28 protein-coding genes and 1 tRNA gene are annotated in these 26,712 nt (G+C 65.1%); 16 read left to right on the top strand and 13 right to left on the bottom strand.

Translation table 11 applies throughout. The features are described from left to right. The first annotated feature begins 38 nt into the window (after positions 1–38). Positions 39–1,655 carry an acyl-CoA synthetase gene (locus P2G67_RS02660; protein WP_275819751.1) on the top strand — a complete coding sequence of 539 codons (1,617 nt, stop codon included), beginning with the start codon at positions 39–41 and terminating at the stop codon, positions 1,653–1,655. A gap of 67 nt (positions 1,656–1,722) precedes the next feature. After that, on the top strand, positions 1,723–2,646 hold the full coding sequence (locus P2G67_RS02655; RefSeq protein ID WP_275819749.1) for an NAD(P)H-dependent flavin oxidoreductase: 924 nt from the start codon (positions 1,723–1,725) through the stop codon (positions 2,644–2,646). A 17-nt stretch (positions 2,647–2,663) separates the two neighbouring features. Here the strand turns inward: P2G67_RS02655 and P2G67_RS02650 are convergent, their stop codons facing one another. Together P2G67_RS02650 and P2G67_RS02645 are read right to left on the bottom strand one after the other, a co-directional pair. Next, positions 2,664–3,167, bottom strand: a complete 504-nt coding sequence (locus P2G67_RS02650; protein ID WP_275819747.1) for a pentapeptide repeat-containing protein — start codon at positions 3,165–3,167, stop codon at positions 2,664–2,666. A 56-nt stretch (positions 3,168–3,223) separates the two neighbouring features. Next, complete coding sequence (locus tag P2G67_RS02645) at positions 3,224–3,712, bottom strand: thioesterase family protein (protein WP_275819745.1); 489 nt, start codon at positions 3,710–3,712, stop codon at positions 3,224–3,226. Between the two features lie 117 nt (positions 3,713–3,829). On the opposite strand from P2G67_RS02645, the gene P2G67_RS02640 reads away from it, so the two are divergent. From P2G67_RS02640 to P2G67_RS02620, 5 genes are all read left to right on the top strand, one after another. Continuing rightward, complete coding sequence (locus P2G67_RS02640) at positions 3,830–4,771, top strand: hypothetical protein (RefSeq protein ID WP_275819743.1); 942 nt, start codon at positions 3,830–3,832, stop codon at positions 4,769–4,771. Positions 4,772–4,823: 52 nt separating this feature from the next. Then, positions 4,824–6,560: an IlvD/Edd family dehydratase gene (locus tag P2G67_RS02635; protein WP_275819741.1), complete on the top strand. Its 1,737-nt coding sequence runs from the start codon at positions 4,824–4,826 to the stop codon at positions 6,558–6,560. 186 nt (positions 6,561–6,746) lie between these two features. Continuing rightward, positions 6,747–7,673, top strand: a complete 927-nt coding sequence (locus tag P2G67_RS02630; RefSeq protein WP_275819739.1) for an MlaA family lipoprotein — start codon at positions 6,747–6,749, stop codon at positions 7,671–7,673. Positions 7,674–7,711: 38 nt separating this feature from the next. Beyond that, on the top strand, positions 7,712–8,326 hold the full coding sequence (locus P2G67_RS02625) for an MlaC/ttg2D family ABC transporter substrate-binding protein (RefSeq protein WP_275819737.1): 615 nt from the start codon (positions 7,712–7,714) through the stop codon (positions 8,324–8,326). Between the two features lie 30 nt (positions 8,327–8,356). After that, a complete protein-coding gene (locus tag P2G67_RS02620) occupies positions 8,357–9,157 on the top strand; it encodes an NAD kinase (protein ID WP_275819735.1) in 801 nt (266 codons plus the stop codon). 26 nt (positions 9,158–9,183) lie between these two features. Here P2G67_RS02620 and P2G67_RS02615 read toward each other — a convergent pair whose 3' ends face one another. Both P2G67_RS02615 and P2G67_RS02610 read right to left on the bottom strand, forming a co-directional pair. Further along, complete coding sequence (locus tag P2G67_RS02615) at positions 9,184–9,924, bottom strand: M48 family metallopeptidase (RefSeq protein WP_275819733.1); 741 nt, start codon at positions 9,922–9,924, stop codon at positions 9,184–9,186. A 191-nt stretch (positions 9,925–10,115) separates the two neighbouring features. Continuing rightward, the gene (locus tag P2G67_RS02610) at positions 10,116–10,355 is read right to left on the bottom strand and encodes a DUF1127 domain-containing protein (RefSeq protein ID WP_275819731.1); all 240 of its coding nucleotides are present in this window, start codon (positions 10,353–10,355) and stop codon (positions 10,116–10,118) included. Positions 10,356–10,503: 148 nt separating this feature from the next. Between P2G67_RS02610 and P2G67_RS02605 the strand changes: the two genes are divergently transcribed. The 4 genes from P2G67_RS02605 (at position 10,504) to P2G67_RS02590 (ending at position 14,001) form a co-directional block, all read left to right on the top strand. Beyond that, positions 10,504–11,460 carry a transcriptional regulator GcvA gene (locus tag P2G67_RS02605; protein WP_275819729.1) on the top strand — a complete coding sequence of 319 codons (957 nt, stop codon included), beginning with the start codon at positions 10,504–10,506 and terminating at the stop codon, positions 11,458–11,460. Between the two features lie 103 nt (positions 11,461–11,563). After that, positions 11,564–12,730, top strand: a complete 1,167-nt coding sequence (gene argE / locus P2G67_RS02600; protein ID WP_275819727.1) for an acetylornithine deacetylase — start codon at positions 11,564–11,566, stop codon at positions 12,728–12,730. A gap of 12 nt (positions 12,731–12,742) precedes the next feature. Then, a complete protein-coding gene (locus P2G67_RS02595; protein ID WP_275819725.1) occupies positions 12,743–13,858 on the top strand; it encodes an AbrB family transcriptional regulator in 1,116 nt (371 codons plus the stop codon). A gap of 56 nt (positions 13,859–13,914) precedes the next feature. Then, positions 13,915–14,001: transfer RNA gene (locus P2G67_RS02590), tRNA-Leu, on the top strand. 104 nt (positions 14,002–14,105) lie between these two features. On the opposite strand, the gene P2G67_RS02585 is transcribed toward P2G67_RS02590, so the two are convergent. The 3 genes from P2G67_RS02585 to P2G67_RS02575 form a co-directional block, all read right to left on the bottom strand. After that, positions 14,106–15,032 carry a TauD/TfdA dioxygenase family protein gene (locus P2G67_RS02585; protein WP_275819723.1) on the bottom strand — a complete coding sequence of 309 codons (927 nt, stop codon included), beginning with the start codon at positions 15,030–15,032 and terminating at the stop codon, positions 14,106–14,108. 251 nt (positions 15,033–15,283) lie between these two features. Continuing rightward, positions 15,284–15,508 carry a YMGG-like glycine zipper-containing protein gene (locus P2G67_RS02580; RefSeq protein WP_275819722.1) on the bottom strand — a complete coding sequence of 75 codons (225 nt, stop codon included), beginning with the start codon at positions 15,506–15,508 and terminating at the stop codon, positions 15,284–15,286. A 336-nt stretch (positions 15,509–15,844) separates the two neighbouring features. Beyond that, positions 15,845–16,066, bottom strand: coding sequence for a YMGG-like glycine zipper-containing protein (locus P2G67_RS02575; protein ID WP_275819721.1), 222 nt, complete (start codon positions 16,064–16,066; stop codon positions 15,845–15,847). A gap of 365 nt (positions 16,067–16,431) precedes the next feature. On the opposite strand from P2G67_RS02575, the gene P2G67_RS02570 reads away from it, so the two are divergent. The 5 genes from P2G67_RS02570 (at position 16,432) to P2G67_RS02550 (ending at position 20,586) form a co-directional block, all read left to right on the top strand. Next, positions 16,432–17,391: an aminotransferase class IV gene (locus tag P2G67_RS02570; RefSeq protein ID WP_275819719.1), complete on the top strand. Its 960-nt coding sequence runs from the start codon at positions 16,432–16,434 to the stop codon at positions 17,389–17,391. Between the two features lie 23 nt (positions 17,392–17,414). Further along, positions 17,415–18,011, top strand: coding sequence for a 2-hydroxychromene-2-carboxylate isomerase (locus P2G67_RS02565; RefSeq protein WP_275819717.1), 597 nt, complete (start codon positions 17,415–17,417; stop codon positions 18,009–18,011). Between the two features lie 88 nt (positions 18,012–18,099). Then, positions 18,100–18,942, top strand: coding sequence for a metal-dependent hydrolase (locus P2G67_RS02560; protein ID WP_275819716.1), 843 nt, complete (start codon positions 18,100–18,102; stop codon positions 18,940–18,942). Further along, the gene (locus P2G67_RS02555) at positions 18,942–19,799 is read left to right on the top strand and encodes a class I SAM-dependent methyltransferase (protein WP_275819714.1); all 858 of its coding nucleotides are present in this window, start codon (positions 18,942–18,944) and stop codon (positions 19,797–19,799) included. Before P2G67_RS02560 ends, P2G67_RS02555 begins: the two co-directional genes overlap by 1 nt. A 433-nt stretch (positions 19,800–20,232) precedes the next feature. Then, complete coding sequence (locus P2G67_RS02550) at positions 20,233–20,586, top strand: ACT-like domain-containing protein (RefSeq protein ID WP_275819712.1); 354 nt, start codon at positions 20,233–20,235, stop codon at positions 20,584–20,586. A 15-nt stretch (positions 20,587–20,601) separates the two neighbouring features. On the opposite strand, the gene arfB is transcribed toward P2G67_RS02550, so the two are convergent. From arfB to P2G67_RS02520, 6 genes are all read right to left on the bottom strand, one after another. Further along, entirely contained in the window at positions 20,602–21,021 is a 420-nt protein-coding gene (gene arfB, locus P2G67_RS02545) for an alternative ribosome rescue aminoacyl-tRNA hydrolase ArfB (protein ID WP_275819710.1), read from the bottom strand. Positions 21,022–21,034: 13 nt separating this feature from the next. Beyond that, a complete protein-coding gene (gene bmt, locus P2G67_RS02540) occupies positions 21,035–22,051 on the bottom strand; it encodes a betaine--homocysteine S-methyltransferase (RefSeq protein WP_275819708.1) in 1,017 nt (338 codons plus the stop codon). Positions 22,052–22,188: 137 nt separating this feature from the next. Further along, positions 22,189–23,532, bottom strand: a complete 1,344-nt coding sequence (locus P2G67_RS02535; RefSeq protein ID WP_275819706.1) for a class I SAM-dependent methyltransferase — start codon at positions 23,530–23,532, stop codon at positions 22,189–22,191. Positions 23,533–23,658: 126 nt separating this feature from the next. Continuing rightward, positions 23,659–24,864: a choline ABC transporter ATP-binding protein gene (choV, locus tag P2G67_RS02530; RefSeq protein WP_275819704.1), complete on the bottom strand. Its 1,206-nt coding sequence runs from the start codon at positions 24,862–24,864 to the stop codon at positions 23,659–23,661. 3 nt (positions 24,865–24,867) lie between these two features. Next, positions 24,868–25,707 (bottom strand): choline ABC transporter permease subunit, encoded by an 840-nt coding sequence (choW, locus tag P2G67_RS02525; protein WP_275819702.1) that lies wholly within the window; start codon positions 25,705–25,707, stop codon positions 24,868–24,870. A gap of 24 nt (positions 25,708–25,731) precedes the next feature. Beyond that, entirely contained in the window at positions 25,732–26,691 is a 960-nt protein-coding gene (locus tag P2G67_RS02520) for a choline ABC transporter substrate-binding protein (protein WP_275819700.1), read from the bottom strand. Between the last annotated feature and the right edge of the window lie 21 nt (positions 26,692–26,712).

The raw sequence follows: 26,712 nt of genomic DNA, 5'->3' as shown, positions 1-26,712 counted from the left end.
CAGGCGTCATGAAACCGGCAAGGCTGGAATGAGGCGCCATGCTGCCCAGAGGCGATAGCTACGCCCAGATCGCCGCTCGCTTCTCCTGGAATGTGCCGCAGCACTACAACATAGGCGTCGATGTCTGCGATCGCTGGGCCGACGGTAGTGGGCGCCTCGCATTGCTGCACCGCCACGCCGACGGCAGGACCGACCGCTACAGCTTCGACCTCCTCAAACGCCTGTCGAACCGCTTGGCCAACCTGCTGCAGGCACGAGGGGTGACGTCTGGCGATCGCGTGGCGGTGCTCCTGCCGCAGACGCCGGAAACCGCGATCGCCCACATCGCCACCTTCAAGCTGGGCGCCATCTCGGTCCCGCTCTTCACGCTCTTCGGGGAGGAGGCACTGCGCTATCGCTTGGCCGACAGCGGCGCCTGGGCCCTGGTGACGAACGCGGCGGGGCTGGAGAAGGTCGCAGCCCTGCGCGCGGACCTGCCGGAACTGCGATTGCTGCTTTGCACCGACGGCCCCGGCGAGGGCGGCGCCCTCGACCTGCACGGCGCCCTGGCCTCAGCGTCCGACAGCTTTACGCCGCGGGCCACCGCAGCCAACGATCCCGCCATCATCATCTACACCAGCGGCACCACTGGCCCGCCCAAGGGCGCGCTGCACGCACACCGGGTTCTGCTCGGCCATCTGCCGGGCGTGGAGATGCCGCAGGAACTCTTCCCGCACCCCGGCGACCGCTTCTGGACACCCGCCGACTGGGCCTGGATCGGGGGGCTCTTCGACGTGCTGCTGCCGAGCCTGCACCATGGCGTGCCGGTCGTGGCCCATCGCATGGCGCGTTTCGATCCGGAGGAGGCCTTTGCGCTCCTGGCCGAGCAGGAGATCCGCAATGTCTTCATGCCGCCGACGGCCCTCAAGATGATGCGCGGCGTTTCGCGGCCGCAGGACCGTTGGGACTACCGGCTCCGTTCTATGGGCAGCGGCGGCGAAACCCTGGGCACGGAACTGCTCGACTGGACGCAGGCCACCTTCGGCATCAATGCCAATGAGTTCTATGGCCAGACCGAGTGCAACCTGATTGTTTCCAACTGCTCCGCCATCTTGCCGCTCAAACCCGGCTCCATGGGCCGCCCGGTCTTCGGTCATCGGGTGGCCGTGGTGAGTGACGAAGGCGAGGAACTCCCGGCTGGCGACGTTGGCACCATTGCCGTGCACCGCCCCGACCCGGTGATGTTCCTTGGCTACTGGAACAGGCCCGACGCCACGGCGGAGAAGTTCCTCGGCGACTGGATGCTGACCGGCGACCAGGGCTATGCGGACGTGGAGGGCTACTTCCACTTCGTCGGCCGCGATGATGACGTGATCACCTCGGCCGGCTATCGCATCGGCCCGGGCGAGGTGGAGGACTGCCTGCTCAAGCACCCGGCGGTGTCGCTCGCCGCGGTGGTCGGCGTGCCGGACACTCTGCGCACGGAGCGGGTCAAGGCCTTCATCGTGCCGGCCGCGGGCCACCGAGCCGACTCCGCCCTGGCGCAGGAGATCAAGGACTTCGTGAAGCAACGGCTGGCGGCACATGAGTACCCGCGCGAGGTTGCTTTCGTGGACAGCCTGCCCATGACCGCCACCGGCAAGATCATGCGCCGGGAGTTGCGGGCACGTGGGTGAAGCCTTGCCCGCGCGTGGGAGCGCGGGCTATCCCTTTGCCACACCTTCACCAATTCGGAGCCTCCCCTTGCCTCTGCCCACCGCTTTTGACGGCCGCCTCGCCCTGCCCGCCATCGCCGCGCCGATGTTCCTGGTTTCCGGTCCGGACCTTGTGGTGGAGACCTGCCGCGCCGGGCTGATCGGCACCTTTCCCAGCCTCAATCAGCGCAGCACCGAGGGCTACATCGATTGGCTGGACGAGATCGAGGGACGGCTGGCCGAGGCACCGCAGGCGGCCCCCTATGGGGTCAATCTCATCGTCCACCGCAGCAACAAGCGCCTCGACGCCGACCTCGAGGTCACGGTCGAACGCAAGGTGCCGCTGGTGATCACCTCGCTGGGTGCGGTCCCGGAAGTGGTACAGGCAGTGCAGAGCTACGGCGGACTGGTGTTCCACGACGTGATCAACCGTCGCCATGCAGAAAAGGCGGCCGAGGCCGGCGTGGACGGCCTCATCGCGGTCTGCGCCGGCGCCGGTGGCCACGCCGGAACCTTGAGCCCCTTCGCCTTCCTGCCGGAAATCCGACGATTTTTCGGCGGGACCATCGTGCTCTCCGGAGCCATCAACAACGGGGGTCAGATCGCCGCCTCCCGGATGCTGGGTGCCGATCTGTCCTATCTCGGCACCCGCTTCATCGCCACTCGTGAGAGCCGCGCCGATGAGGCCTACAAGCAGATGATCTTGGAGGCCGGGACCAAGGACATCGTCTACACGCCGGCAGTCAGCGGCATCCCTGCCAACTTCCTGCGCGCCTCGCTGGAGGCGGCGGGAATGAACCCGGAAGACCTCAAGGCGGACAAGAAGCTGTCATTGGATCACTCCAAGGCCTGGCGCGATGTCTGGTCGGCCGGCCAGGGAGCTGCCACGATCGAAGATGTCCCCGCGGTGGCCGAACTCTGCGCGCGCCTCAAGCAGGAGTACGCCGAAGCCATTCAGCAGTTCTGCGCCTGAAGGCTGGGCATTTTCTGTCAGTTGCAGCGCCCGCGCGAGCCTTCCCGGCAGACATGTTCGCCATTGATCCAGGTGGCTCCCGAGAGATCGGCAAAGGTCAGATCGGCATTGTTGATCTGTGCGCCGGTCAGGTTCGCCCCGCGCAGATTTGCCTGAAACAGCCTGGCTTCCCGCAGGTTGGCGTTCGACAGATTTGCATCGGTCAGGTCGGCTTTCGTCATGTCCGCCTGGAAGAGTTGGGCTTCGCTCAGGTCCACACCATGCAGCTTGGTGTTGATGAACTTCGCACGATGCCCCTCGATTCCCGACAGGTCGGCCCCGGAGAGATCGGCACGCAGGAAACTCGCTTCCCGCAAGCGAGCGCCCGCCAGGTTCACGTCGGTCAAGTCGACGCCGTCAAAGTTGCAGCGTTGCCAGTCAGCCTCGGCCCCGGGCGGATCGGTGCAGGCCGCGGCCGCCGGGCCGGCCGTGACGACCAGGAAGACGAGCAACAACAGGGAAGTGAGTAAAGGTTTGCGCATACCAGCAAGATCGGCGCTGAGGCCCCGAAGAGCAATAGCTGCGGCGCTTGCCCACTTCATGCCGCGGCAGATCTCCGCAGCTGCACCGCCCTGCCCGCCTCTTTCGGCCAGGGCAGATCACGTTGGATCTCGGCGATTTCAGCGAGCGCGGCTTGAATGGACTCCGGCATCTCGGCGCTGCGTCGGCTCTCCAGATTGACGTAGAGACTGAGGAACTCGCCGGTGGCCGCCAGGAAGCCAGCCTCCGCGTGGTGCATCCGCCAAAAGGTGTGGAACTTCTTCCTGTCCCATCCCAGCAACTGAAGGGAGATCACCAAGGGCTCTCCCAGCTTGAGTTCGCGCTGATAGGTCAGGTGTCCTTCAACTGCGAAGATGCTGCCACCTGTCGTCTCGCGATGCTCAGCGGTCAGTCCGACCCGTTGCATGAGGCCGTCCATTCCGCGATCAAAGGCATAGAGGTAGTAGGCCACATTCATGTGGCCGTTGATATCGATCCACTCCTGCGGAACCTCAGTGCGATAAAGTTCCAGCGGCGCTCCGCTCATGCTGCTCCAGCCCTTTCATCCAAACCCCCGACGCGGGGCCGGGCCGGAGCTTAGTCGATTGGCCGGAAACGGCGAAAGGGTTTAGCTTAACCGGCGATCATTCGGGGGACAGATACGGTGTTGAGACTGCTGAGCCTGCTGGGCGGCAAGGGCGTGCCTCTGCTGTTCGTGGGTGTGTTCATCGGCCTGCTGCTGCCTGGACTCGCAAACCTGCTCCGGCCGCTGCTGGCGCCGAGCGTGGTGTTGCTTCTCCTCTTTTCTCTCCTGCGAGTCGATTGGCAGCAGGTCGGCACCTACCTGCGGCGCCCCTTACTGACCGGCGGTCTGGTGGCCTGGATGCTGCTGGCCTCGCCCGTGCTCACCTGGGCCGCCCTGGCTGGCGTTCCCCTGCCCTCGGGTCTGGAGACCGCCGTGATTTTGATGGCGGCGGCCCCGCCAATCCTGGGAGCAACGGCCATCGCGCTGCTGCTCGGGCTCGACGGCGCGCTGACGCTGGTGGTGGGTCTGATCAGCACGCTGCTGGCACCGGTGACCATTCCGCCGCTCAGCCTTTGGCTGCTGGGCCTCGACCTTGCGATTGGAACCGGAGAACTGATGCTGCGGCTTGGCGGCGTCGTTCTTTTGGCGCTGTTGGGCGCGCTCGCCATCCGCGCCTGGCTCGGCTCGGCCTGGCTGCGACGCAATGGCGTCGCGCTCGATGGCATGATCGTGGTCATCATGCTGCTGTTTGCCGTGGCCATCATGGACGGCGTGACCGAGACTTTGTTGGCGCAGCCGGCCCAGGTCCTACTCTGGCTCCTGGCCGCCTTTCTCGCCAATCCGGCGCTGCAAGCCATCACCATGCTGGCCTTTTGGGGTTTCGGGCGGCGTTTGGCCATGAGTGCGGGCCTGCTGGCCGGCAACTGCAACATGGGCCTGCTGCTGGCGACGCTGTCACCGGACGAGAACTTCGACGTGGTGCTCTTCTTTGCCATAGCCCAGCTGCCGATGTTCATGCTCCCGGCCATGATGCGACCGCTTTATCGACGCCTGTTGGCCCCGCAACAGGCGTCGACTTGACGCAGCGCCGCGCGCGCACAAGGCTCATCAGAGTATCGCTGGTGGAGAAGACATGACGACAGATCAGGACGACAGCCCACGCGGTATGGCGGCGGGACTGACCCACTATGGCGATTCGGGCTTTTCGCTCTTCCTGCGCCGGGCCTTCATCAAGGCCATGGGCTACAGCGACGATGCTCTCTCCCGGCCCATCGTCGGCATCACCGACACCTTCAGCGGCTACAACGCTTGCCATCGCACGGTGCCGGAGATGATCGACGCCATCGAGCGCGGGGTCCTGCTTGCCGGAGGCCTGCCGGTGCGCTTCCCGGTAACCTCGATGCACGAGTCCTTTTCCAACCCGACCTCCATGTACCTGCGAAACCTCATGGCCATGGACACGGAGGAGATGATCCGCGCCCAGCCCATGGACTCGGTGGTCCTGATCGGCGGCTGCGACAAGACCGTGCCCGCCCTGCTTATGGGCGCTGCCAGCGCCGGCGTGCCGGCCATCCTGACCGTCACCGGTCCCATGATGACCGGGGACCATCGCGGGGAGCGCCTGGGCGCCTGCACCGACTGCCGGCGCTTCTGGGCACGCTTTCGCGCCGGCGAGATCGACGCCGCCGAGATCGACGAGATCTCCGGCAAGCTGGCTCCCACCGCCGGCACCTGCATGGTTATGGGGACTGCCAGCACCATGGCGCTGACCGCCGAGGCACTGGGCATGATGCTGCCCGGCGGGGCGGCCATCCCCGCCGTCCATGCCGATCGTCTGCGCCACTGTGAGGCCAGCGGGGCGCGCGCCGTTGCCATGGCGGCAGAGCGCCTCACGCCCGATCGCATCATGACGCCGCCGGCCTTCCGTAATGCCTTCCGCATTCTCCACGCCGTTGGTGGATCGACGAACGCCCTGGTCCATCTGGCCGCGGTCGCCGGGCGCCTGGGGTATCCCCTGGACCTGGAAGCTTTCGACAAGCTGGGCCAGGAGACACCGGTTCTCGTCGATCTCAAGCCCTCCGGCCAGCACTACATGGAGGACCTGCACAAGGCCGGCGGCCTGACGCCCATACTGCGCGAACTGCGCCACCAGCTCGAGCTCGACTGCCTGACCGTCAGCGGGCGCAGCCTGGGCGAAGAGCTCGATGCCGCGCCTGCTGCCTGGCCGCAGGAGGTGGTCCGTGCCTTCGACAACCCGATCCACAGCGGCGGCGCGCTGCGCCTGCTGCGGGGGAACCTGGCGCCGGACGGTGCGGTGATCAAACAGTCGGCGGCAAGCCCAATGCTCCTGCAACACGAGGGGCCGGCCGTGGTCTTCAAGAACCTACAGGACCTGGCGGAGCGGATCGACGATCCAGAGCTCCCAGTCACGGCCGACAGCGTTCTCGTGCTGAAGAACGCCGGTCCCAAGGGGGCACCGGGCATGCCGGAGGCCGGCTACCTGCCCATTCCAAAGAAGCTGGCCCGGCAAGGCGTGAAGGATATGGTGCGCCTCTCCGACGCGCGAATGAGCGGAACGGCCTTCGGCACCATCGTGTTGCACATCGCGCCGGAGGCCGCTGAAGGCGGTCCGCTTGCCTTGGTACAAGATGGCGACCGGATTCGCCTCGACGCTGCGGCCGGTCGCCTTCAGCTCGTGGTCGAGGAAAAAGAACTCGCCAGCCGGCAAAAAACGCTGTCGCCCAGCGTTTCGCATGCCGGTTCAGATCGTGGCTTCAAGTACCTCTATTTGAAGGAAGTCACACAGGCGCCTGAGGGATGCGACTTCAGCTTTCTCCGGCCGACTCAGATCGGCCCCCCGGTTCCATGAACAGGACAGAGTGATGAAAGCCACGTTGCTTGCTAGCGCGCCTTCCAGGCCTGTGGTAACGCATAAACGGGGGAGGTCCTGGCTGACCGCAGGGGGATGACGCCGCGGAGGCCTGGACGACTCCCGCACGTTGGAAATCAGGGGTAGTTCATGCCGCAGGAAGCCAGTTCACTAAGCGGGGCCACAATGGTTTCCGGTCGCAGATTGTTGGGAGCTCTGGGTCTCGGCGCTTGTCTTTTCGTCAGCGCCTGCGCGACGCCGCCAGGCTCCGGCGGATCCTATTCTGCTTCCCGCAGCAACGTCGAGCAGGGTGAAACCGCGCTCCAGTCGCCCTTGCTGCAACGCGCAGCCCTGGCACAATCCGATCTGTCCGACGAAGAGCTCGACGATGCCTACGACTACGATGAGGACGCCCTTTTCGGTGTAAGCGGGTCGGACAGTGAGGATGACGGCGATCCGCTGGAGACCCTCAATCGCTTCACCTTCGCCTTCAACGACATGCTGGACACCCTGTTCCTGCGGCCCGTGGCCTTCACCTATCGCGAACTGGTGCCCTCGGGCATCCGCGACGCGCTGCGCAACTTCCTGCGCAACCTTTCCACGCCGGTGATCCTGGCCAACGACCTGCTACAGGGCGATGGCGACCGTGCGCTCAACACCAGCAAGCGCTTTTTCGTCAACACCGCCTTCTCGCTCGGCTTCTACGATTACGCGGGCGAACTTGGGCTGCCCTATCAGGACGCGGATTTCGGCCAGACCCTGGGAACCTACGGCGCCGGGGAGGGCTTCTACCTCGTGCTGCCGGTCTTTGGTCCCTCCAGCCTGCGCGATGCGACCGGGCGCGTGGTTGATCGCGCCTTTGATCCCTTGACCTACCTCAGCATCACCCACGGCGATGAAACACAGAACTTCACCCTGCCCCGATCCATCATCAGCGGCGTGGACGCCCGCGCACGCTCGCTGGACATGCTGGACCAGGCGCTGGCCGACTCGCTCGACGACTATACGCGCATCCGGTCCTTGTGGCGGCAGGCCCGCGAGGACCAGATAGAAAAGCGGGCGCCGCGGGACGCGGAGCTCGAATTCGGAACAAGTCCCTTCCCCGATCTCTGAGCGATCGGAAAGGCACACAAGGTTTCCAAGGAGGTCTCATGATCCCCCGCCTGTTTCTTTCCCTGACGCTGCTTTTGTTCACGGCCGTGCCCCTTTCCGCCCAGGCCAACGAGGGTCCGGACGCCTTCCTGCGCGACTTCGGTCAGCGGGCGGTGGAGCAGCTCTCCAACGACTCGGTGCCCTTCGAGCAACGTGAAGCCGAGTTCAAGGCCATGCTCGACGAGGGCTTCGATCTGGAAGCCATCTCGCGCTTCATCATTGCCCGGCAATGGCGGGGCGCTTCCGAAGAGGATCAACAGGCCTTTATCGCAGTCTTCAAGGACTATCTCTCGCAGCGCTTCCTGCCGCTGTTCGAGGAGTACAGCGGTGAGTCCTTCGCCACGAATGGCGTGCGGCCGGACAGCGACAATGAGGACCTGTCCTGGGTTCGCATCTCCTTCCAGTCACCCAATGGGCAACCAGTGAACACTGACTGGCGGCTGCGCCGCGTCAACGGCAGCTACAAGATTCTCGACGTGCGTGCCGAAGGCGCGAGCCTCGCTCTCACGCTCCGCGAGGAGTATGCGTCGGTCATGCGTCAGGAAGGCGGACTCGCCGGCCTGGTGACGCGACTCGAGGAGCAGGTCGCCCGCGGCGCCTTCCGTCCGGACTGACACTGCCCCGACCAAAAAGGATCGTTCAACTTGAGCGACAAAACGGGCGCTTCCGGGACCGCCAGCCTCCGCCCGAAAATCGCCTTCGTTGCTGCCTCGACCCCGGAGGCAAATCAGGCGCGCGATGACCTGCTTGCGCGCTATGCCTCCTGCGACGTGGACGAGGCCGAGGTCATTGTCGCGCTCGGCGGTGACGGCTTCATGCTGGAGACCCTGCATCAAACGGTGGGGCGCTCTGTGCCCATCTACGGCATGAACCGCGGCACCGTCGGCTTCTTGATGAACGAGTTTGAAAGCGATGGGCTGATCGATCGCCTCGCGCAGGCCCAGGAGGTGCGACTGCATCCCCTGCGCATGGTGGCGCGCACGCGCGAGGGCGGTCATTCCGAGGCGCTGGCGCTGAATGAGGTCGCGCTCTTCCGGGAAAGCCGGCAGGCAGCGAAGATTCGCATCCGCATCGACAGCGTGATCCGGCTGGAGGAACTGGTGTGCGACGGTGTGCTGGTGGCAACACCGGCCGGCAGCACCGCCTACAACCTCTCAGCCCACGGCCCGATCCTGCCCTTGGGCACACCGCTCCTGGCGCTTACGCCGATCAGCGCCTTTCGCCCCCGGCGTTGGCGCGGAGCACTGCTGCCGCAAGGCGCGAAGGTGACTTTCGAAGTGCTGGAGCATCTGAAACGGCCCGTCTCCGCAACAGCGGATTTCACCGAAGTGCGGGACGTGGTCGAGGTCACGGTCCGGGAGGATCGGGAGACGAGCCTCCGCCTGCTTTTCGACCCCGAGCACAACCTCGAAGAACGCATCCTCAAGGAGCAGTTCATCCCCTGACAGAGGGGATGAACTGCCTCAGCCTCTCAGTAACCCAGAGCCTGCAGTTCCTCGCGCAGGGCCGCGATACGATTGGCGTCTGCCGGGTGGGTCGAGAGGAATTCGGGCGGCTTGCCGCCCTGGCTCTGCCGCGCCATGGCTTCCCAAAAACTGAGGGCCGCGCGGGGATCATAGCCGGCGCGTGCCGCATAGCGCAGGCCAAGGCGATCGGCTTCGTATTCGTGACGGCGTGAGTAGGGCAGCAGCACACCCATCTGAACACCGGCACCCAGCACCCCGGCAAGGTCGGGCGACACACCGGCGCTGCCCAGGCCGACCTGGGCCAGGGAAACGCCCATTTCTGACAGCATCGACTGGCTCACGCGCTCAGCGGAATGGCGGCTGGTGACATGGGCCACCTCGTGACCGACCACGGCAGCGATCTCGTCGTCGCTGCTGGCGATATCGATCAGGCCCGTGTTGATACCGATTTTGCCGCCCGGCAAGGCGAACGCGTTGGCCTGCTCGTTCTCAAAGACCGCATATTCCCAGTCATAGGCATCCTGCAGTCCGGCGGCCGAAACGATGCGCGAACCGATCCGTTCGATGCGCCGGTTGAGGCCGCCATCACGCGAAACCCGTTCCTGCTGCCGGATGCTTCGCCAAGTCGCCACCCCCATTTCCGAAAGCTGGCCATCGTCGACCAGGATCAACTGCTGGCGCCCCAATTGCGGGTTGTCCGCACAGCCCGTCACCACCACAAGGCTTCCCGCCGCGAGCCCACTCAAGACGGCCCGCCGTGAGAGGAGGCCTCCGGAACTGCCGCACATGACTGTTTCTCCCGCCCTGGTTCGGTTTGTGGCGCTCAAGATGGGGCCATCTTCGCGCGGGCGCAAGGTTGCTGCCGTGTGACAGATTGGGTACTAACAACTCCTGCTGGAAGGAGCGAAGGCTGAAGGCGCCCAACGCACCGCAGCTCTCAGCCACGCCAGAAGGGTTTGGAGATTTCTCGCTCCACCTGTTCGCGACTCAACCCGAGATCTTGCAAAAGGTGATCATCCAACTCCTTCAGATGCAGGCGCTCCTGCGAACGACGGGTCCAAATGCCTGTCAGGCGGTAGAAGCGCAGCAGGGCTTCCAACGGCGAGGGAAGGATCAGTGTGGTGCCGAATGCCTTATGGGCGAGCGCGGACATCGGCCGCGAAACATGACGCGACATGACGAATTCTCCTCATGGACTGAAACCTGGTGCGCGCCGGTGAATTCCTGCGCACCCTGTTCTCTACTGCGGTGAAGATGCGCCATCTTGCGCAACGCCACAAACGGAATAAACTCATCTTTGATCTTAGATTTTCTAATGGATCGTCATGAGCCGCCGCCTGCCGCCCCTCAACGCCCTTCGTGCCTTCGAGGCTGCCGCCCGCCACCTCTCCTTCACCGAGGCCGCTCGGGAATTGAACGTGACCCAGGCCGCCGTCAGCCATCAGATCCGCGGCCTGGAAGCTCGGCTGGGCCAACCCCTCTTCCACCGGCGCAACCGCGGGCTTGCCTTGACGGACGGCGGTCGCAGCTACCTGCCCGCCCTGACCGAGGCCTTCGACCTCATGGACAAGGCCACCCGCCGCCTGTCCCTGCGCGAGGAGGAAGGCTCCTTGAAGGTCAGCGCCCTGCCCTCCTTCGCCGCGCGCTGGCTGCTGCCCCGCCTCACCCGATTCCGAGAGCAGCATCCGGATATCGACGTGCTGGTCTCCGCCAACCAGGAGCTCTCTGATCTCGAGGCGGAAGGCATCGACGTCGGCCTGCGCTTCGGCAGCGGGCGCTATCCCGGCCTGACCGTCGAGCGGCTGATGGGTGACCAGCGCCTGCCGGTCTGCAGCCCCGCCCTGCTCCAGGGGCCGAAACCACTCAGAAAGCCCGACGACCTGCGCCACCATGTCTTGCTGCACGATGAAGTTTTCGGCGGCGGGATCGAGGCCGACTGGCAGACCTGGATACGGCTGGTGGGACTGAAGGGCATTGATCCGCAACGCGGACCCGGATTCAGCGACTCGGCCATGGTGCTTTCCGCCGCCATCGCCGGCCAAGGGGTTGCCCTGACACGAGCCAGTCTTGCTATCGACGACATCGCCGCCGGCCTTCTGATCCTGCCCTTCGGGCCGTCAGTGCGCACGCGCTATGACTACTGGTTTGTCACCACCCCACGAGCGGCGGCACAGGCAAAGGTCAAGGCCTTCCGCGCGTGGATGATGGCAGAGGTTGCCGACACCGAGGCGCGGATGGAGGCGCTTGCTGCCGAGCAGGGCAACGCGCAGGTGGGAGACTGATACCTGGCCAAGGGCCCCGTCCCGGCACTGCAGGCGTGCCCCCTTCTGGGCGCAATGCTATAGGAGAGGGGCATCATGACGCCACGCCGGGAACAACAACACCATGGCACAGCCTTCCGCCGCCAGTCGGGAAATGATCGAACGGCTCATTGCCTTCGACACCACCAGCCGCAACTCCAACCTGGAGCTGATCCACTTCATTCGTGACTACTTGGCGGGACTCGGTATCGAGTCCGAGCTGGTCCATGACGACAGCGGGGCCAAGGCGAACCTCTACGCAACTCTGGGCCCGGCCGACCGTCCCGGCATCGCGCTCTCAGGCCACACCGACGTGGTGCCGATCGACGGCCAGGCCTGGACCCGCGACCCCTGGCGTATCTCCGAAGAAGACGGCAAGCTCTTCGGCCGCGGCACCTGCGACATGAAATCCTTCATTGCGGTCTGCCTGGCCTACGCGCCGCGCTTCCTGCAGCGGGCCAAGGCAACGCCGGTTCATTTCTGCTTCTCCTACGACGAGGAAGTGGGGTGCCTGGGCGTGCGGCCGCTGCTCGCCCATCTGGCCCAGAAGCCGGTGCGCCCGCGCATGGCCATCATCGGTGAGCCCACCGGCATGCGCGTGGTCAATGCCCACAAAGGCAAGCTGAGCCACCGCTGCCACGTCCACGGCTTCGAATGCCACTCCTCGCTGGCGCCTCATGGCGTGAACGCCATCGAGTATGCCGCACGCATTGTCGTCATGCTGAGCGACATGGCCCGGCGCAAGGCCGCGGAAGGGCCCTACGACCATGCTTACGACGTGCCCTACACCACCGCGCACAGCGGCACCATTGAGGGCGGAACCGCGCTCAACATCGTGCCGAAGGACTGCAGCTTCGAGTTCGAGTTCCGCTACCTGCCCAGTGAGGACCCGCAGGCGCTGCTGCAGGAGGTGGTCGACTACGCTCGCAAGGAGCTGCTGCCGGCGATGCAAGCGGTCTACCCCCAGGCCGGCATCGACTTTGAGGAGATCTCCTCCTTTTCCGGCCTCGACATTCCCGACGATCACGAGGTGGTGCAGTTGGCCAAGGCGCTGACCGGCGCCAACAGCACCACCAAGGTGGCCTTCGGCACCGAAGCGGGGCTGATATCCGATGCCGGAATCCCGGCCGTGGTCTGCGGCCCCGGGGGCATCGAGCAGGCGCATAAGCCCGACGAGTTCATCGCCCTTGACCAGGTTGCGCTCTGCGAAGCCTTCATGGACCGCCTCTGCGAACGACTCGCCAAGGAGTGACGGGCCGCCGGCGTGGCTAAAGCAGAGATCAAACGCCCTGACCGCAGCGACCGCCGCAGCGTGATGGCGCCGCTGCGGCGCTGGCCGGCCATTGGCTTGGCGCTCGTGCTCGGCAGCGCTGGGGGCTGGGCCGCAGCGTCGGTGGGCCTGCCGCTGCCCTGGATGATCGGCGCCATGGTGGTCACCACCCTGGCCTCCATGGCCGGGGCCCCCATCGCCATGGCAGCGGGGCTGCGTACGGCAATGATCATCGTCCTGGGCGTGATGCTGGGCAGCGGCTTCACGCCGGAGATTATGGCGGTGCTGGGCGAGTGGACCCTGAGCCTGGCCGCCATGGCCGTCTATATCGTGATCAGCACCGCTACCGGCTATGTCTTCTTCCGCCGGCTCTGCGGCTACGACCCGGTCACCGCCTACTTCTCCGCCACGCCGGGCGGGCTCAATGAAATGGTGATCATGGGCACGGCCTATGGGGGCGACGGGCGGCGCATCTCCCTGGTGCACTCCGCGCGCATCCTCGTGGTGGTGCTGACCATTCCCTTCGGCTTTCGCTGGTTTCTCGACGTGGCGCCGACCGGCGGCCTGGGCGTCCCGGGCCCCAGCCTCTCCGAGGTGGCAAGCGTCGACCTCGCCATCCTGGCCGCCACCGGCCTTGTGGGCTGGCTGGCCGCCCGGGCGGTTAAGCTCCCGGCAGCCTCCATCGTCGGCCCCATGCTGGCCAGCGCCGGCGTGCACCTGGCCGGCTGGACCAGCGAACCACCGCCGGCCGAGATCGTCGCCGCAGCGCAGGTGGCCGTGGGCGCAGCGATCGGTGCCCGCTTCGCCAACACCAGCCTCGCCTTTGTGCTGCGAGCCCTGCGCGACTCCCTGGGCGTCACCATTGTTCTGGTAATCATCACCTTGGCATTCGCTGCCGTCCTGGAGGCTTGGCTCGGCATCGGCTTCGGCCCCCTGGTGCTGGCTTATGCGCCGGGCGGGCTCGCGGAAATGAGCCTGATCGCCATTGCGCTGGGCTCCGACGCCGCCCTGGTCGCCACTCACCACATCGTGCGCATCATCCTCATCGTGGTCGTGGCCACCCCAGCCTTCCAATGGCTGACCGGCAAGAAGGCCGAGGAGGAGATCTAGAGACAACAAGCAGGCTTGGCGGCCCACCGCTGCGCCTGCTATCTCTCACCCGCGCTGGCCCCTTGGCGGAATAGGTAGACGCACAAGACTTAAAATCTTGAGGCCGACAGGCCGTCCCGGTTCGAGTCCGGGAGGGGCCACCAGCAGCGAAAAACGCCATTGATTTCAGGCGCTTTACCGGCGCCAGGTGAGTCACCGGCCGAAATTATCAGCGGAGTGACTCACCTTGGTTTCCCGGCCGTTCCCCTCACGCCGCGCTGCGCAACTTCTTTCGCACCGCGTTGGAGAAGGGGCCCAGGATCGGGCCGTCGCCGGCCAGGGTGGTGCGGCGGAAGACGCGGCGGTAGCGGCCCATGTCGTAGGCCTCGGCGCGGTGCAGGGTGACGCGGTTGTCCCACATTACGAGGTCGCCCTGCTGCCACTTGTGGAAGTAGCAGAACTGCGGCTGTGAGAGGTGCTCCACGAGCTGGCGGTGCAGCGCCTGGCCCTCTTCCAAGGTCATGCCGCTGATCTCGTTGCCGGAGTTGGCCGTCATGAACAGCGAGCGGCGATTGCCACGGTCCGGGTGGATGCGCACCAGCGGGTGGCTGACCGGCGGGATCTGCTCCTTCTCGTGCTGCGTGATCGGGGGCAGCGAGGGGAAGAGCCGGCGGCCGAACTCGTAGTAGTGCACCATCTGCAGCGGCTCGATGAGCTCCTTGGTTTCCTCCGGCAGCGCATCGTAAGCCGCCAGCATGTTGGCAAAGCCGGTGCGCCCGCCCTCGGCCTCGTCGGGCAGCACCTCGATGCCGTAGAGCAGCGAGGCATAGGAGGGGATGTAGCGGTAGGAGCTGTCGGTGTGCCAGCGGGCATTGACCTTCTGGAACACCACGCGGTGGTCGGTCTCCGGCAGGCTTTCGCCGGTGGCCGCGACGTTGGCGACATTGTAGATCGTCGGCGCCTTCTTGGTCTTGTCGGCCTCGGGAAAGGCCTCCAGGGGGCCGAAGCGGGTCGACATCTCGACCTGCTGCTCCTCGGTCAGCTCTTGGCGACGGAAGCAGAGCACATGATGCTCCTGCAAGGCCTCGCGCAGTTCGCCGACCAGTGCGTCGTCAAGCGGCCGGCTGAGATCGAGGCCGGTGATCTCGGCGCCCAGCGCGTCGTCCAAGGGCTTGAGGGTGAAGCGAGCGGCCATGGGGTTCCTCCGATGCCTGTTTTCGTTGTCGCGGGGCGCATGCCCGCAGTGGCTGATTCTTGAGACTGATTCTTGTGGCTGATCTGATGATAGGCTGCTACGCGGGAGCGGGAAAGACAGCGCGAGACCTGCATTCCACCGGCTTTCTGCACTTCGGCGCGAAGCACCGCTCGCTGTCGGCACACAAGCAAAAGGCCGCCACACCGGAGCGAGGCGGCCTTTGCCGTGGCTGACGACTTTTGTGTTGCGCGTCAGCGCTTGTGTTGATCCCAAAGATAGCCGCCGGCCGTACCAGCCGCGCCACCGATGATGGCACCGGTCACCGGGTCGCCGCCCGTGATGGCGCCAACGCCGGCACCAGCTGCGGCGCCACCGGCACCACCGCTCAACATCCGCTGCTCGGTGTTGCTCATGCCCGAGCAAGCACCAAGGGTCAAACCGGCAACGGCGACAAGGGCGAGAGCGGTCTTGTTCATAGCGAGCCTTCCTTTCTGCTCTTACTTGTCATGTGGCGAAGCTCTACTGTGTTTAGCTGCGCCGCGTTCCCTCCAAATCTTGGCATTCATGCTCGAAGTGCAACCCCATTTCCGGGGAGCCGAGCTGTGACATGGATCTTTTCCGCTTTATTACAACATGTTAACGGTTCCGCTCAGGGATCCCTGTCACAGGGATGCCACAGCCTTTCAGCCAAAAAAGAGGCCGGTTCTGAAGCAGAACCGGCCCAGGAGGCAAGGGACAGAAGTGGAAGGAGTGATGAAGAAACAGCCTTTCTAGAAAGGGCGCTGTACCGGCATCAACCCGGCCAAGAAACGTCAGCGCGAGCGGTCGAAGACATAGCCACCGGCCGTGCCAGCCGCACCACCGATCAGCGCTCCCGCGACAGTGCTGCCACCGGTCAGGGCACCAATTGCGGCACCGCCGGCAGCACCCATGGCACCACCACTGAGCATGCTCTGCTCGGTCCTGTTCATATTGCTGCATCCGGCCAAACCCAGGCCTGCAACAGCGACGACGACCAAGGCAATGCGCTTCATTGTACTCTACTCCTCCAGTTATGGTATCGCTGCCTCAAGTTATCCAAGGCGCTTGGCAGGACTTTGACCTTGGCTTTAACCATGACCACAGCGGTGTAACGCTTCCCAGGTTGTTCCCGATTGAGGCGAAAGCAAGACAAGACCGCCGCAAGGGCGCGCAGGTCTTCTCCTGGCCTCGGGAAGAATTTCTGAAGTTGGAGGCATTTAGCATCTCCCTGCCTCATGCCTGCCCTGCAAATGTCACTGCGGACCGATCCCAATGGGCTCGCAACAGCGGTCTTTCGGCCGCCGCGGGGTGGGGATAGACTGCGTCGGTCCCGATTCTTTGGGTCCCGCAGCCAGGCGACCGCAACCAGGAGACCAAGGTGCTCGATCACATCGCCGAGACTTCCGCCTCTGCCGCAGGTCAGACCCGAGCCTCCGCCTTCCCCCCGGGGGTTGCCTGGATCGACGGGCGGTTCGTTTCGATGGAGGAGGCACGTATTCCGGTCCTGGACTGGGGCTTCCTCCGCTCGGACGCCACTTACGACGTGGTTCATGTCTGGCAGGGGAAGTTCTTCCGCCTGGACGCCCACGTTGAGCGCTTCCAGCGCTCGGTGGAGAAGCTGCGCATGAAGCTTCCCTTCGAGCGTGCGGAACTCGAAGCCATCCTGCACGCCTGCGTCCGGCGCGCTGGCTTGCGCGATGCCTATGTGGAAATGATCTGCACCCGCGGTCACTCTCCCGACTTCAGCCGTGACCCGCGCAAGGCCATCAATCGCTTCATCGCCTTCGCCATCCCCTTCGGCTGGATCGCCACCGAGGAGCAGCGTCGTCGCGGCCTCTCGCTTTGGGTGGCCTCGATCCCGCGCATCCCGCCCGCGTCGGTGGATCCGACCGTGAAGAACTATCACTGGCTCGACCTCGTGCAGGGCATGTTCGAGGCCTACGACAACAACGCGGAAAGCGTCGTTCTCAGCGATGGCGCGGGGCACATCACGGAAGGGCCGGGATTCAATCTCTTCGCGGTAAAAGACGGTCGGGTCTACACCACTGACCGGGGCGTGCTGGAAGGCATCACCCGCCGCACGGCCCTGGAACTCTGTGCGGAACTGGGCCTGGAGACGCAGGTGGCACCGCTGCCGCTGGAGACGCTGCGCAGCGCCGATGAGGCCTTCATCACCTCCACCGCCGGCGGGATCATGCCGGTGGGCCAGCTGGACGGCAAAGCCTACACGCAGCCCTGCCCCGGTCCCATCACCAGCGCGCTGAGCCAGCTCTATTGGAGCAAGCACGAGGACCCGGCCTGGACAACGCCCGTGGACTACGACAGCGCCGACAGCTAGCCAACAGCAGAAAGTACAGCGCGATGCGCAAAACGGTTACCTACTATCTCGCCCTGGTCTCGCCCTGGGCCTATCTCGGTTCGCAGCGTTTCACCGATCTGGTGACACGCTACGACGCCCAGGTGCAACTCCGCCCCATCGACCTGAGTGAGGTCTTCCCGAAGTCCGGCGGCCTGCCCCTGGCGAAGCGTGCCCCGGCGCGCCAGGCCTATCGGCTGCAGGAACTTGAGCGCTGGCGGGAAGAATGCGGCCTGCCGCTCACCCTGCATCCGCGCCACTTCCCCTCACCGGAGCAGACCGCGGCACACATGGTCATCGCCGCCGACATGGCCGGTGCCAACGCCCTGGGTCTGGCTCATGCCATGCTGCGCGCCGTCTGGGCCGAGGAGCGCAACATCGACGATGAGGACACCCTTCGGGCCATTGCCGATGAGCAGGGCCTGGACGGCACCAACCTTCTGGCCCAGGCGAAGGAGCCCGAGATCGCCGAGCGGCGCAGCGCCTACACCGCGCAGGCGTTGGAGGACGGCGTGTTCGGCGTGCCCAGCTACCTGATCGACGGCGAACTCTTCTGGGGACAGGATCGTCTCGATTTCGTGGAAAAGCGGCTCAGAGGGTGAGTTATCGTGTCGCGGGACTTATCGCGACCTTTTCCATTGCCCATCACAACGCTAGTCTCGTTCCTCAGTTACCTGAGGGGATGGGACAATGGCCGACGAGGCCGAGGTTTTGACGATCGAGGCGCGCAATCTCAGATTCGGTATCGAGGCGGCGCCTGATCCGGACTGGTTCGAGAAGGATCCGAAGCGCTCCGCCTATTGCGATGCGCTGTCGATCTTTTTCCCGGAAGGTGAGCGCTTCTTCATCACGTCGGTGCAGCATTACCTGCCCAAGATCAAAGATCCGACACTGCAGGCGCAGGCCAAGCAGTTCTGCATCCAGGAAGCGATGCACACACGCGAGCACCGGGCTTACAATGAGGGACTGCGTAAGCTGGGCTATCCCGTGGACCTGATGGAGGAGCGCGTCAAAGTCGCCCTCGCCAAGGTCACCAATCCGCTTAAGCGTCTGGCGCTAACCGCCGCCATCGAGCACCTGACCGCTACCCTCGCCCACCTCGTGCTGAACGACCCCCGAATCCTCGCGAACACCCCAAAGGCCTACCACGATCTTTGGACATGGCATTGCCTCGAGGAGATGGAACACAAGGCAGTGGCCTATGACGTGCTGATGCAGGTCACCAAGGACATGCCAGCCTACAAGCGCTACCTTCTGCGCTGCATTCCCCTGGCCATCGTCACCAAGAACCTGCACCGTATTCTCCTGACCAACCTCAAGGACATACTGCGCAGTCGCGGCATTGCCACCGGCTGGAAGCACAGCGCGCACGCCTTCTGGGTCCTCTTCTGCTTCCCCGGCTATTATCGTCGCGCCCTGGGCTACTATCTTCGCTACTACCGCCCTGGCTTCCATCCCTGGAAGGGCGATGACGGCAGTGCAGCGGAGCCCTGGCGGGCCTATTTCAGCGGCTACAGCGAAAACTCAGCCTGATGCTCTCGCGCGCCTACAAGTCGTTCCTCGGTGCCATCAACCGCGGCAACCTACCGTCGGGACTGCAGAAGCGCGTGTGGCGCTGGTGGTACCAGGGCCTCGCCGTTGGCTGGCGCGACCGGCAATGGACTTTCATGAACTACGGCTGGCTGCCGCCCGAAGACGTCCCGCCCTTTCCCCTCGAGCCCGCAGATGAGCCCGATCGCTGCTTCATCGGGCTCTATCACCTGTTAGCAAGTTCCCTCGACCTGGAGGGCAAGCGGGTGCTGGAGGTGGGCTCAGGGCGCGGAGGTGGCAGTTCCTATCTCGCCCGCTACCACCGGCCGGATGAGGTCATTGGCATCGATTTCTCCGCCGCAACAGTGCGCCTGGCTCGTCGCTTGAACAGGGAGGTTCCAGGACTGAACTTCCAGCAAGGCGATGCGGAAAAGCTCCCTTTTGCCGACGGTAGTTTCGACGCGGTGGTCAATGTGGAATCATCGCACTGCTATGGCGACGTGCCGGCCTTTCTCCGCGAGGTGGAACGTGTGCTGCGGCCGGGAGGGCGCTTCGGCTGGGTCGACATCCGGGGCAAGGGCATGATGCCGGCGACCCGTGAAGCCTTTGCCAACAGCCGCTTGGACCCCCTGGTGGAGAAAGACATCACGCCAGACGTGCTGCGCGCCTTGGACGCGATGCACGAGCGCAAGAGCAAGCTCATCGATTCCCTGCGCCTGGGGCGTGCCGTGGCGCGGCAATTCTCCGCCACCAAGGACTCCGCCCTCTATGCCTCGCTCAAGGCCGGGAAGGTCTGCTACCTCTGCAAGGTGCTGGAGAAGCCCGGCGCAGGAATAGGAGCAGGCGCATCTCTTACATGATGTTGGTCCGGCAAACGCATGCGCCGGCCAGTTCAGATTGAGAACCGCTCCAAGGAGCGCGACGATCGGCCCAATATTCTAAAGAAAATCCGACATCTATGCGCAGCTTTCAAGTCTACGCGCAACTATCGTTGCGCATAAGCGGCCCCTATCCTGCGCGTAAAGCCTTGAGTTGCGCCTGGACGCAGTTTAGCTTTCCTTGGAAGCGAGAGGGTCGCTATGGCAACCCTAGCCTCACTTTTCCTGGAGCGTACTCCCAGGCGAGAACCGGAACGATCGGAGCAGGCATTGACGGGCGGCAGAAGCCGGCCTAGCCTCATGGACATGCGAAACGTCGCCTACTCAGCGATTCTGCGAATTAGCGACCCGGCGCCCTTTGGGCGACCGGGCTCTGCCGATTCCAGTTTTTCGTTGTGTATGGAGACGACGCATCATGTCCGCCACTAGCGGCCTTACCACCTCCCCCCTCCCCTTCCCCGCGCATTCCCTCTCAGCCCAGCACACTGGCGCCCGACGCGCGCCTGCGTCGCAGGAGCAGGTCTTCTGTTTTGCCATTCAGGCCGCAGCCGAGCCGGGCGTGATGTCCCGCGTGCTGGAACTGCTGGCCAAGCGCGGACTCGTGCCTCTGCGCTGGCACGCCGACCGGATCGACGCCCAGGGCAGCGAACTTGCCATCGACATGCAGGTGTCCGGCCTGGACGCGCACACCTGCGACTACATGGCCCGCTGCCTGCGCCAGATCTATGGCGTGGAGACGGTGCTAACGTCGGAAAAGAACCTGGGCTGACGCGAGCGACCTTCGCTACTCGTCCCCGGAGCGCTGACGCAGGCGCTTGACCGTCGAGCGCTTGCGCTTGCTCTCAAGGCGCCGCCGTTTTGATGCCAGCGTCGGGCGCGTCGGCCGGCGCGTCCGTGGCGTCACAGCCGCCCGGCGCAAGAGCGCAACCAGCCGCTCCAGCGCGTCTTCGCGATTGCGCTCCTGACTGCGAAAGCGCTGCGCGGTGATCACCAGGACGCCATCCTTGGTCATGCGTTGCCCGGCCAGGCGCCGTAGGCGTGCACGCACCGCCTCAGGCAGGCTCGGGGAGCCGCCAGCATCGAAGCGCAGTTGCACCGCAGTGGCCACCTTGTTGACGTTCTGCCCGCCGGGGCCCGAGGAGCGCACAAAGCTCTCTTCGATCTCCGCCTCGTCGATGGACAGGCTGTCTGTGATCCTGATCACGGGCGCGGCCTGGCTATCCTCGCCGGCGACGGCCTTCGCGACGCCGGCTGTCCGGGTCCGGGCCCTCGCCGCGCCCGCCGGCGCTGATTGTTCCCAGGCTGGACTCGATCTCCGCCAGTTCGGGACGGTCTCCGCGCGGCGCTTCCTCAAGGGCCCGCCGCATCGCCATCACATGCAACGGCGTGGTGCCGCAGCAGCCCCCGATGATGCGCGCGCCGGCGTCGCGGGCCAGCACGGCGTAGCGTGCCATGAGCTCCGGTGTGCCGTTGTAGCGCACCTCCCCGTCGACGAACTCAGGAATGCCGCAGTTTGCCTTGGCAACCAGCACATCCTCCGGCTTTGCCGCCTCGGCCATGGCCAAGAGTGCCGCCACCAACTCGGCTGCGCCCGTGCCGCAGTTGCCGCCAAGGGCCAGTGGCGGATAGGCATTCGCGCGCAGCAGGTCCGGCAACTGCGCCGGCGCGACCCCCATCATGGTCCGGCCATTGGTGTCGAAGGAGACGGTGCAGACGGCCGGCAGTCCCGCAGCCGCCGCTCCTTCCAGGGCCGCGGCCATTTCTTCCGGCGCGCTCATGGTCTCGATCCAGGCCACGTCAGCTCCACCCTCGGCCAGACCCTCGCACTGCGCCTGAAAGGCCGCCACGCCCTCCTCATGAGTCAGTGGCCCCAGCGGCACGAAGAGGTCGCCCGTCGGTCCCACCGAGCCGGCGCAAACCACTTCGCGCCCGCTGGCCTCGATCTCCTGCTTCAGCAACCGCGCGGCCGCCGCATTGATCTCGCGCACCTGTCCTTCGGCGCCGTGCAGCTTCAGGCGGTTGGCGGTCCCGCCGAAGCTGTTGGTCAGCACAATGTCCGAGCCGGCCTCGATGAAGCCGCGATAGTGTGCGCGGACCTTCTCGGGCTCCTGCAGGTTCCACAGCTCCGGCGCGTCGCCGTGCTGGAGGCCCATGGCGAAGAGATTGGTGCCGGTGGCCCCATCGGCCAGCAGCCAGGAGCGCTCGGCGAGCAGGCGTTGCAGCAGGTTAGACATAGTCTCTCCGGTAACAGCGGCCCATTCTCCAAACGAGCACTGGAGTTGGGCGCGATCAAGTGGGAACCGGTCTGGTTCATTTCCAATCGCGGCAGGCCCTAGCGGTACGACGGCTGCCGATCCCCTGCAAGGGTGCATCAGGGAGCGTGCAGCCCGCGCTCCTCGTAAAGATCGGCCCGCGTGGGCGGGAGTGGCGCGGTACCATCGGCGGCAAGGCGCGTCGCCACGATCTGAAAAAGGCGCAAGGGGCCCTGGTCGAAGCCGAGCGCAACGCCGGCCAGATAGGCCAGCCACATGCGATAGCGCTCCTCCCCCACCAGTGCGACCGCCTCTGCCCGCTGCGCCGCCAGCCGCTCATACCAAAGAGCGCAAGTGCGCGCGTAATGCCGGCGCAGTCCCTCCACGTCATGCACCTCGAAGCCGGCCGCCTCCATCTGCTGGGCCGTATGCCCGATGTGATCGAGCTCGGAGCCGGGAAAGATGTACTTCAGAATCACGCGCTTGCCGCCGCTGATACGGCCGAACTTGCGCTGCTTGCCCTTGGCACGGCGGGTGATGCCGTGATTGAGAAAAACGCCGCCATCCGCCAGCAGATCGCGGATCTTGCGGAAATAGGCGGGATAACCGGGGATGCCGACATGCTCGTACATGCCGATGCTGGCGATCTTGTCCCAGCGGCCCTCCAGATTACGGTAGTCCTCCAGTTGGATGGTCACACGGTCCTGCAGTCCGAGCGCTGCAACCTTGTGCTCTGCAAACTCGAACTGCTCCTGGGACAGGGTCACACCGTGGGCTTCCACGCCGTAGTGCTGCGCCGCGTGGCACAACAGCGCGCCCCAGCCGCAACCGATGTCGAGGAAGCGATCGCCGGGCTGCAGGCGCAGCTTGCGGCAGATGAGGTCAAGTTTGTCGCGCTGGGCCTGCTCGAGCGGTGTCTCCCAGCTCTGAAAGTAGGCACAGGAGTAGACCATCTCGGGATCGAGAAAGAGCGCATAGAAGTCATTGCTGACATCGTAGTGGAACTGCACCAGCCGCTTGTCGTCGCGACGCGCCCGATCCTTCGCCTCCTCGTCGCCGCCATAGGCGTGCTGCATCTGCCCAACGGGCCCGCGCGCCGTCAGCAGCGGCAGCATGGCCGACCAGGGCAGCCCCCGCAGCAGTGCACCCAGGCTGGGCCGCGCGCGCTTGCGCCCCTGCCGGAGCAGGGTGAAGAGCTGGATCAGGTTGAGGCCTTCCGCTTCCAGGCCGCCCTTGGCATAGACTCGGAAGAGTGTGTCCAACGAGGGCCGGCGCAGCAGCGCACCAAGCACCTCGGGACCCGTCACAAGAATGTGCCCCTGTCCCGCCGCCTCCGCCCCCAGAGCCACCGTGCTGCCATCCCAAAGGCGTACGCTTAGCGGCAACTCCACTTTCGCAGCGACAAAGGCAAGCAACCGCCTTGCCGCCTGAAGGCGGGCGGAATCGGACAACGGCGCCGGCATGACGACTCCTCAAAACGGGCAAACGCTAGCAGCAGGCTAAACCAGATCGTGTTCCAACCGAACCGAAAGTTGGCGCGTGGCGCGCGCGGCCACCGCACATTGACGTCTGCGATGCCACAGTCGGAATCAGCCGGCGAGCCGGGTTTCCGCCCGGCCCAGCAGCCCGCGATAGATCTCCTCGTCACCGCAGATACCGGCCAGGCGGCCCTCACCGTCGACGAGAACCACAGGATGACCGCTGGCCTGGCGCAGCACCAGCGCATCGCGCAGGGTCAAATCCAGCGGCGCCAGAATGACGGTCGCATCGGCAAGGAAACCCGGACCGCGGCCCGGTTCCCATGTCAGCAACTTGCCTTCGGCGCCATCCAGGGAAAGCCATGCAGGCCGGCCGCGATGGTCGAGATGCAGGCGCAAGCGCCCCTCCCGGTCGAGCAGCACCGCCTCATCCTCCCGGCGCAGCTCACGCGCCGGAGTCATAAGCGATGCGCCACGGAGCACGTTGAGCGGGTTCATGTGCGCCACGAACTCCGCCACGTATTCGCTGGCGGGATTGAGCACGATTTCCTCGGCGGCCCCCGCCTGAACGATGCGACCATCTTCCATGATGGCGATGCGATTGCCCAACTTCATGGCTTCGTCGAGATCGTGGCTGACGAAAACGATGGTCTTGTGGAGCTTCTGCTGCAGGTCGAGCAGTTCGTCCTGCAATCGGGTGCGGATCAGGGGATCGAGCGCCGAAAAGGGCTCGTCCATCAACAGAATGTCGGCATCGGTGGCAAAGGCGCGGGCCAGGCCCACGCGCTGCTGCATCCCGCCCGAAAGCTCGTGCGCGTGCTTGTCGCCCCAGTCCTGCAGACCGACCAGCTGGAGCTTCTCCTCGACGACGACGTCGCGCCGGGCCTTGTCCATACCGCGCAGTTCGAGGCCGAAGCCCACATTCTCGCGCACGGTACGCCAGGGCAGCAATGCGAACTGCTGAAAGACCATGCCCATCCTGCGCGTGCGCAACTCGCGCAGGGTCCGGCGATCGCAGGTGGCGACGTCTACCTGCCGCCCCTGATGTGCGACCAGCACCCGGCCGCGGGTGACGGGATTGAGGCGATTGACCGCGCGCAACAGGCTGGATTTGCCCGAGCCGGACAGGCCCATCAGCACGCAGATCTCGCCTTTCGGCACCTCAAGGCTGGCGCCTGCCACCCCGACCACAGTCTCCGTTTCTGCCAGAATCTCGCCCCGGCTTCGGCCGGCGTCGAGCAGCGGCAGCGCGGTCTGCGGTTGTTCACCGAAAACGATGTCGACCTTGTCGAAGGCAATTGCGGGGAAGTCGGCCACGGCTCAGTCCTCTTCCCGACGCTTGCAGACCCGGTCCAGCAGGATAGCGAGGATGACGATGGCGAGACCGGCCTCGAAGCCCATGCCGATGTTGACGGTGTTGAGCGCGCGCACCACCGGTTGGCCGAGTCCCGCCGCGCCCACCAAGGCGGCAATCACCACCATGGAGAGGCTGAGCATAATGCACTGGGTCAGGCCCGCCATGATGGTTGGCAGTGCGTGTGGCAGTTCGACCTTCCAGAGCAGTTGGCGCGGCGTGGCGCCAAAAGCCTCGCCGGCCTCCAGGAGCTGTCGGGGCACCGAGACGATTCCCAGTTGCGTCAATCGGATCGGCGCCGGAATGGCGAAAATGATCGTCGAAATCAGGCCCGGCACCACCCCCAGACCGAATAGGATCAGTGTCGGGATCAGGTAGACGAAGGTGGGGATCGTCTGCATCAGATCGAGCACCGGCCGGATGGCCGTGTACAGCCACGGTCGATGCGCCGAAGCAATGCCCACAGGCACGCCGACCAGCATGCAGAAGAAGGTGGCAAAGAGCACCAGGGAGAGCGTCTCGATCGTCGCTTCCCAGTAGCCGAGATTGACGATTAGCAGCAGCGAAAGGACGAGCAGCACCACCAGCTTGCGGGAACGCTGTACCCACCATGCAAGCGCTGCGAAAAGCGCGATCAGCACGAGCGGCGGGAACCAGGCCATGATGTCGATCAGCCCGCCGACCAGAAAGGCCAGCACGTCGGAGATCAGCTGGAAGACCCAGTCCGCCTCCTCGTTCAGCAGATCGACGAAATCGCGAATCCAGCGACCCAAGGGGATCTTGCGGTCGGTGATCCAGCTTTCCATGCCCCAGTCCCCGTTGCGTGCCGCTTACAGTCCCAGGTGCGCCCGCACTGCCGGGAGCCCTTCATCACCGCTGAGCGTGCTCACGCCATCCAGCCAGCCGTCCAGCACGTCGGGATTGTCGGTAAGCCAGTCTTGCGCTGCCCGCTCCGGAGCTTGGCCGTCATCCAGGATGGCGGCCATGATCTCGTTCTCCATCTCGAGCGAAAAGCGGAGGTTCTCCAGGAAGGCGCCGACGTTCGGGCATTCCTCGGTGTAGCCGGCGCGCACGTTGGTATAGACCGTGGCGCCGCCATAGTCGGGGCCGAACCAGTCATCGCCGCCATCGAGGTATACCAGGTCGTGGTTGGCGTTCATGGGATGCGGTTCCCAGCCCAGGAAGACCACGGCCTGGTCCCGGCGCGCCGCACGCGACACCTGCGCCAGCATGCCCTGCTCACTGGATTCAACGAGGTCAAAGTTACCCAGACCGAAGGCGTCGGCTTCGATCATCTCGAGGATCAAGCGGTTGCCATCGTTGCCGGGCTCGATGCCATAGATCTGGCCCTCCAGGTCCTCGCTGAATTCGGCGATGTCGGCAAAGCTCGTCAGGCCCGAATCCGCCGTCGGCGCCAAGGTCGCCAGGGTATACTTGGCGCCCTCGAGATTGGGGCCAAGCACTTCCACCGAGCCATCCTCGCGATAGGGCGCGATGTCGCCCTCCATGGTGGGCATCCAGTTGCCGAGGAAGACGTCGATGTCTCCGTTGCTCAGTGACGCATAGGTAACCGGCACCGCCAGAACCTGGGTACGCGGCGTATAGCCCAGCCCTTCGAGCACGACCGTGGCCGTGGCCGTGGTCGCGGTGATGTCAGTCCAGCCGACGTCCGAGAAGCGGACCGTCTGGCAGCTCTCGGGATCGGCAGCCAGGGCACCGCCGGCAGAAAGCCCGGCAGAAAGCAGGGTGGCGGCCATAAGCGCGGCCGCGAAGCGTCCGGATTTGAGCATTCTCTGTGCCTCCGCTGGTTT

Source organism: Aquibaculum arenosum (genome assembly GCF_029222965.1).
Taxonomy (GTDB): domain Bacteria; phylum Pseudomonadota; class Alphaproteobacteria; order Kiloniellales; family DSM-21159; genus Aquibaculum; species Aquibaculum arenosum.
The sequence above is the reverse complement of the archived record's forward strand: the minus strand, read 5'-3'. Positions and strand labels throughout refer to the sequence as shown.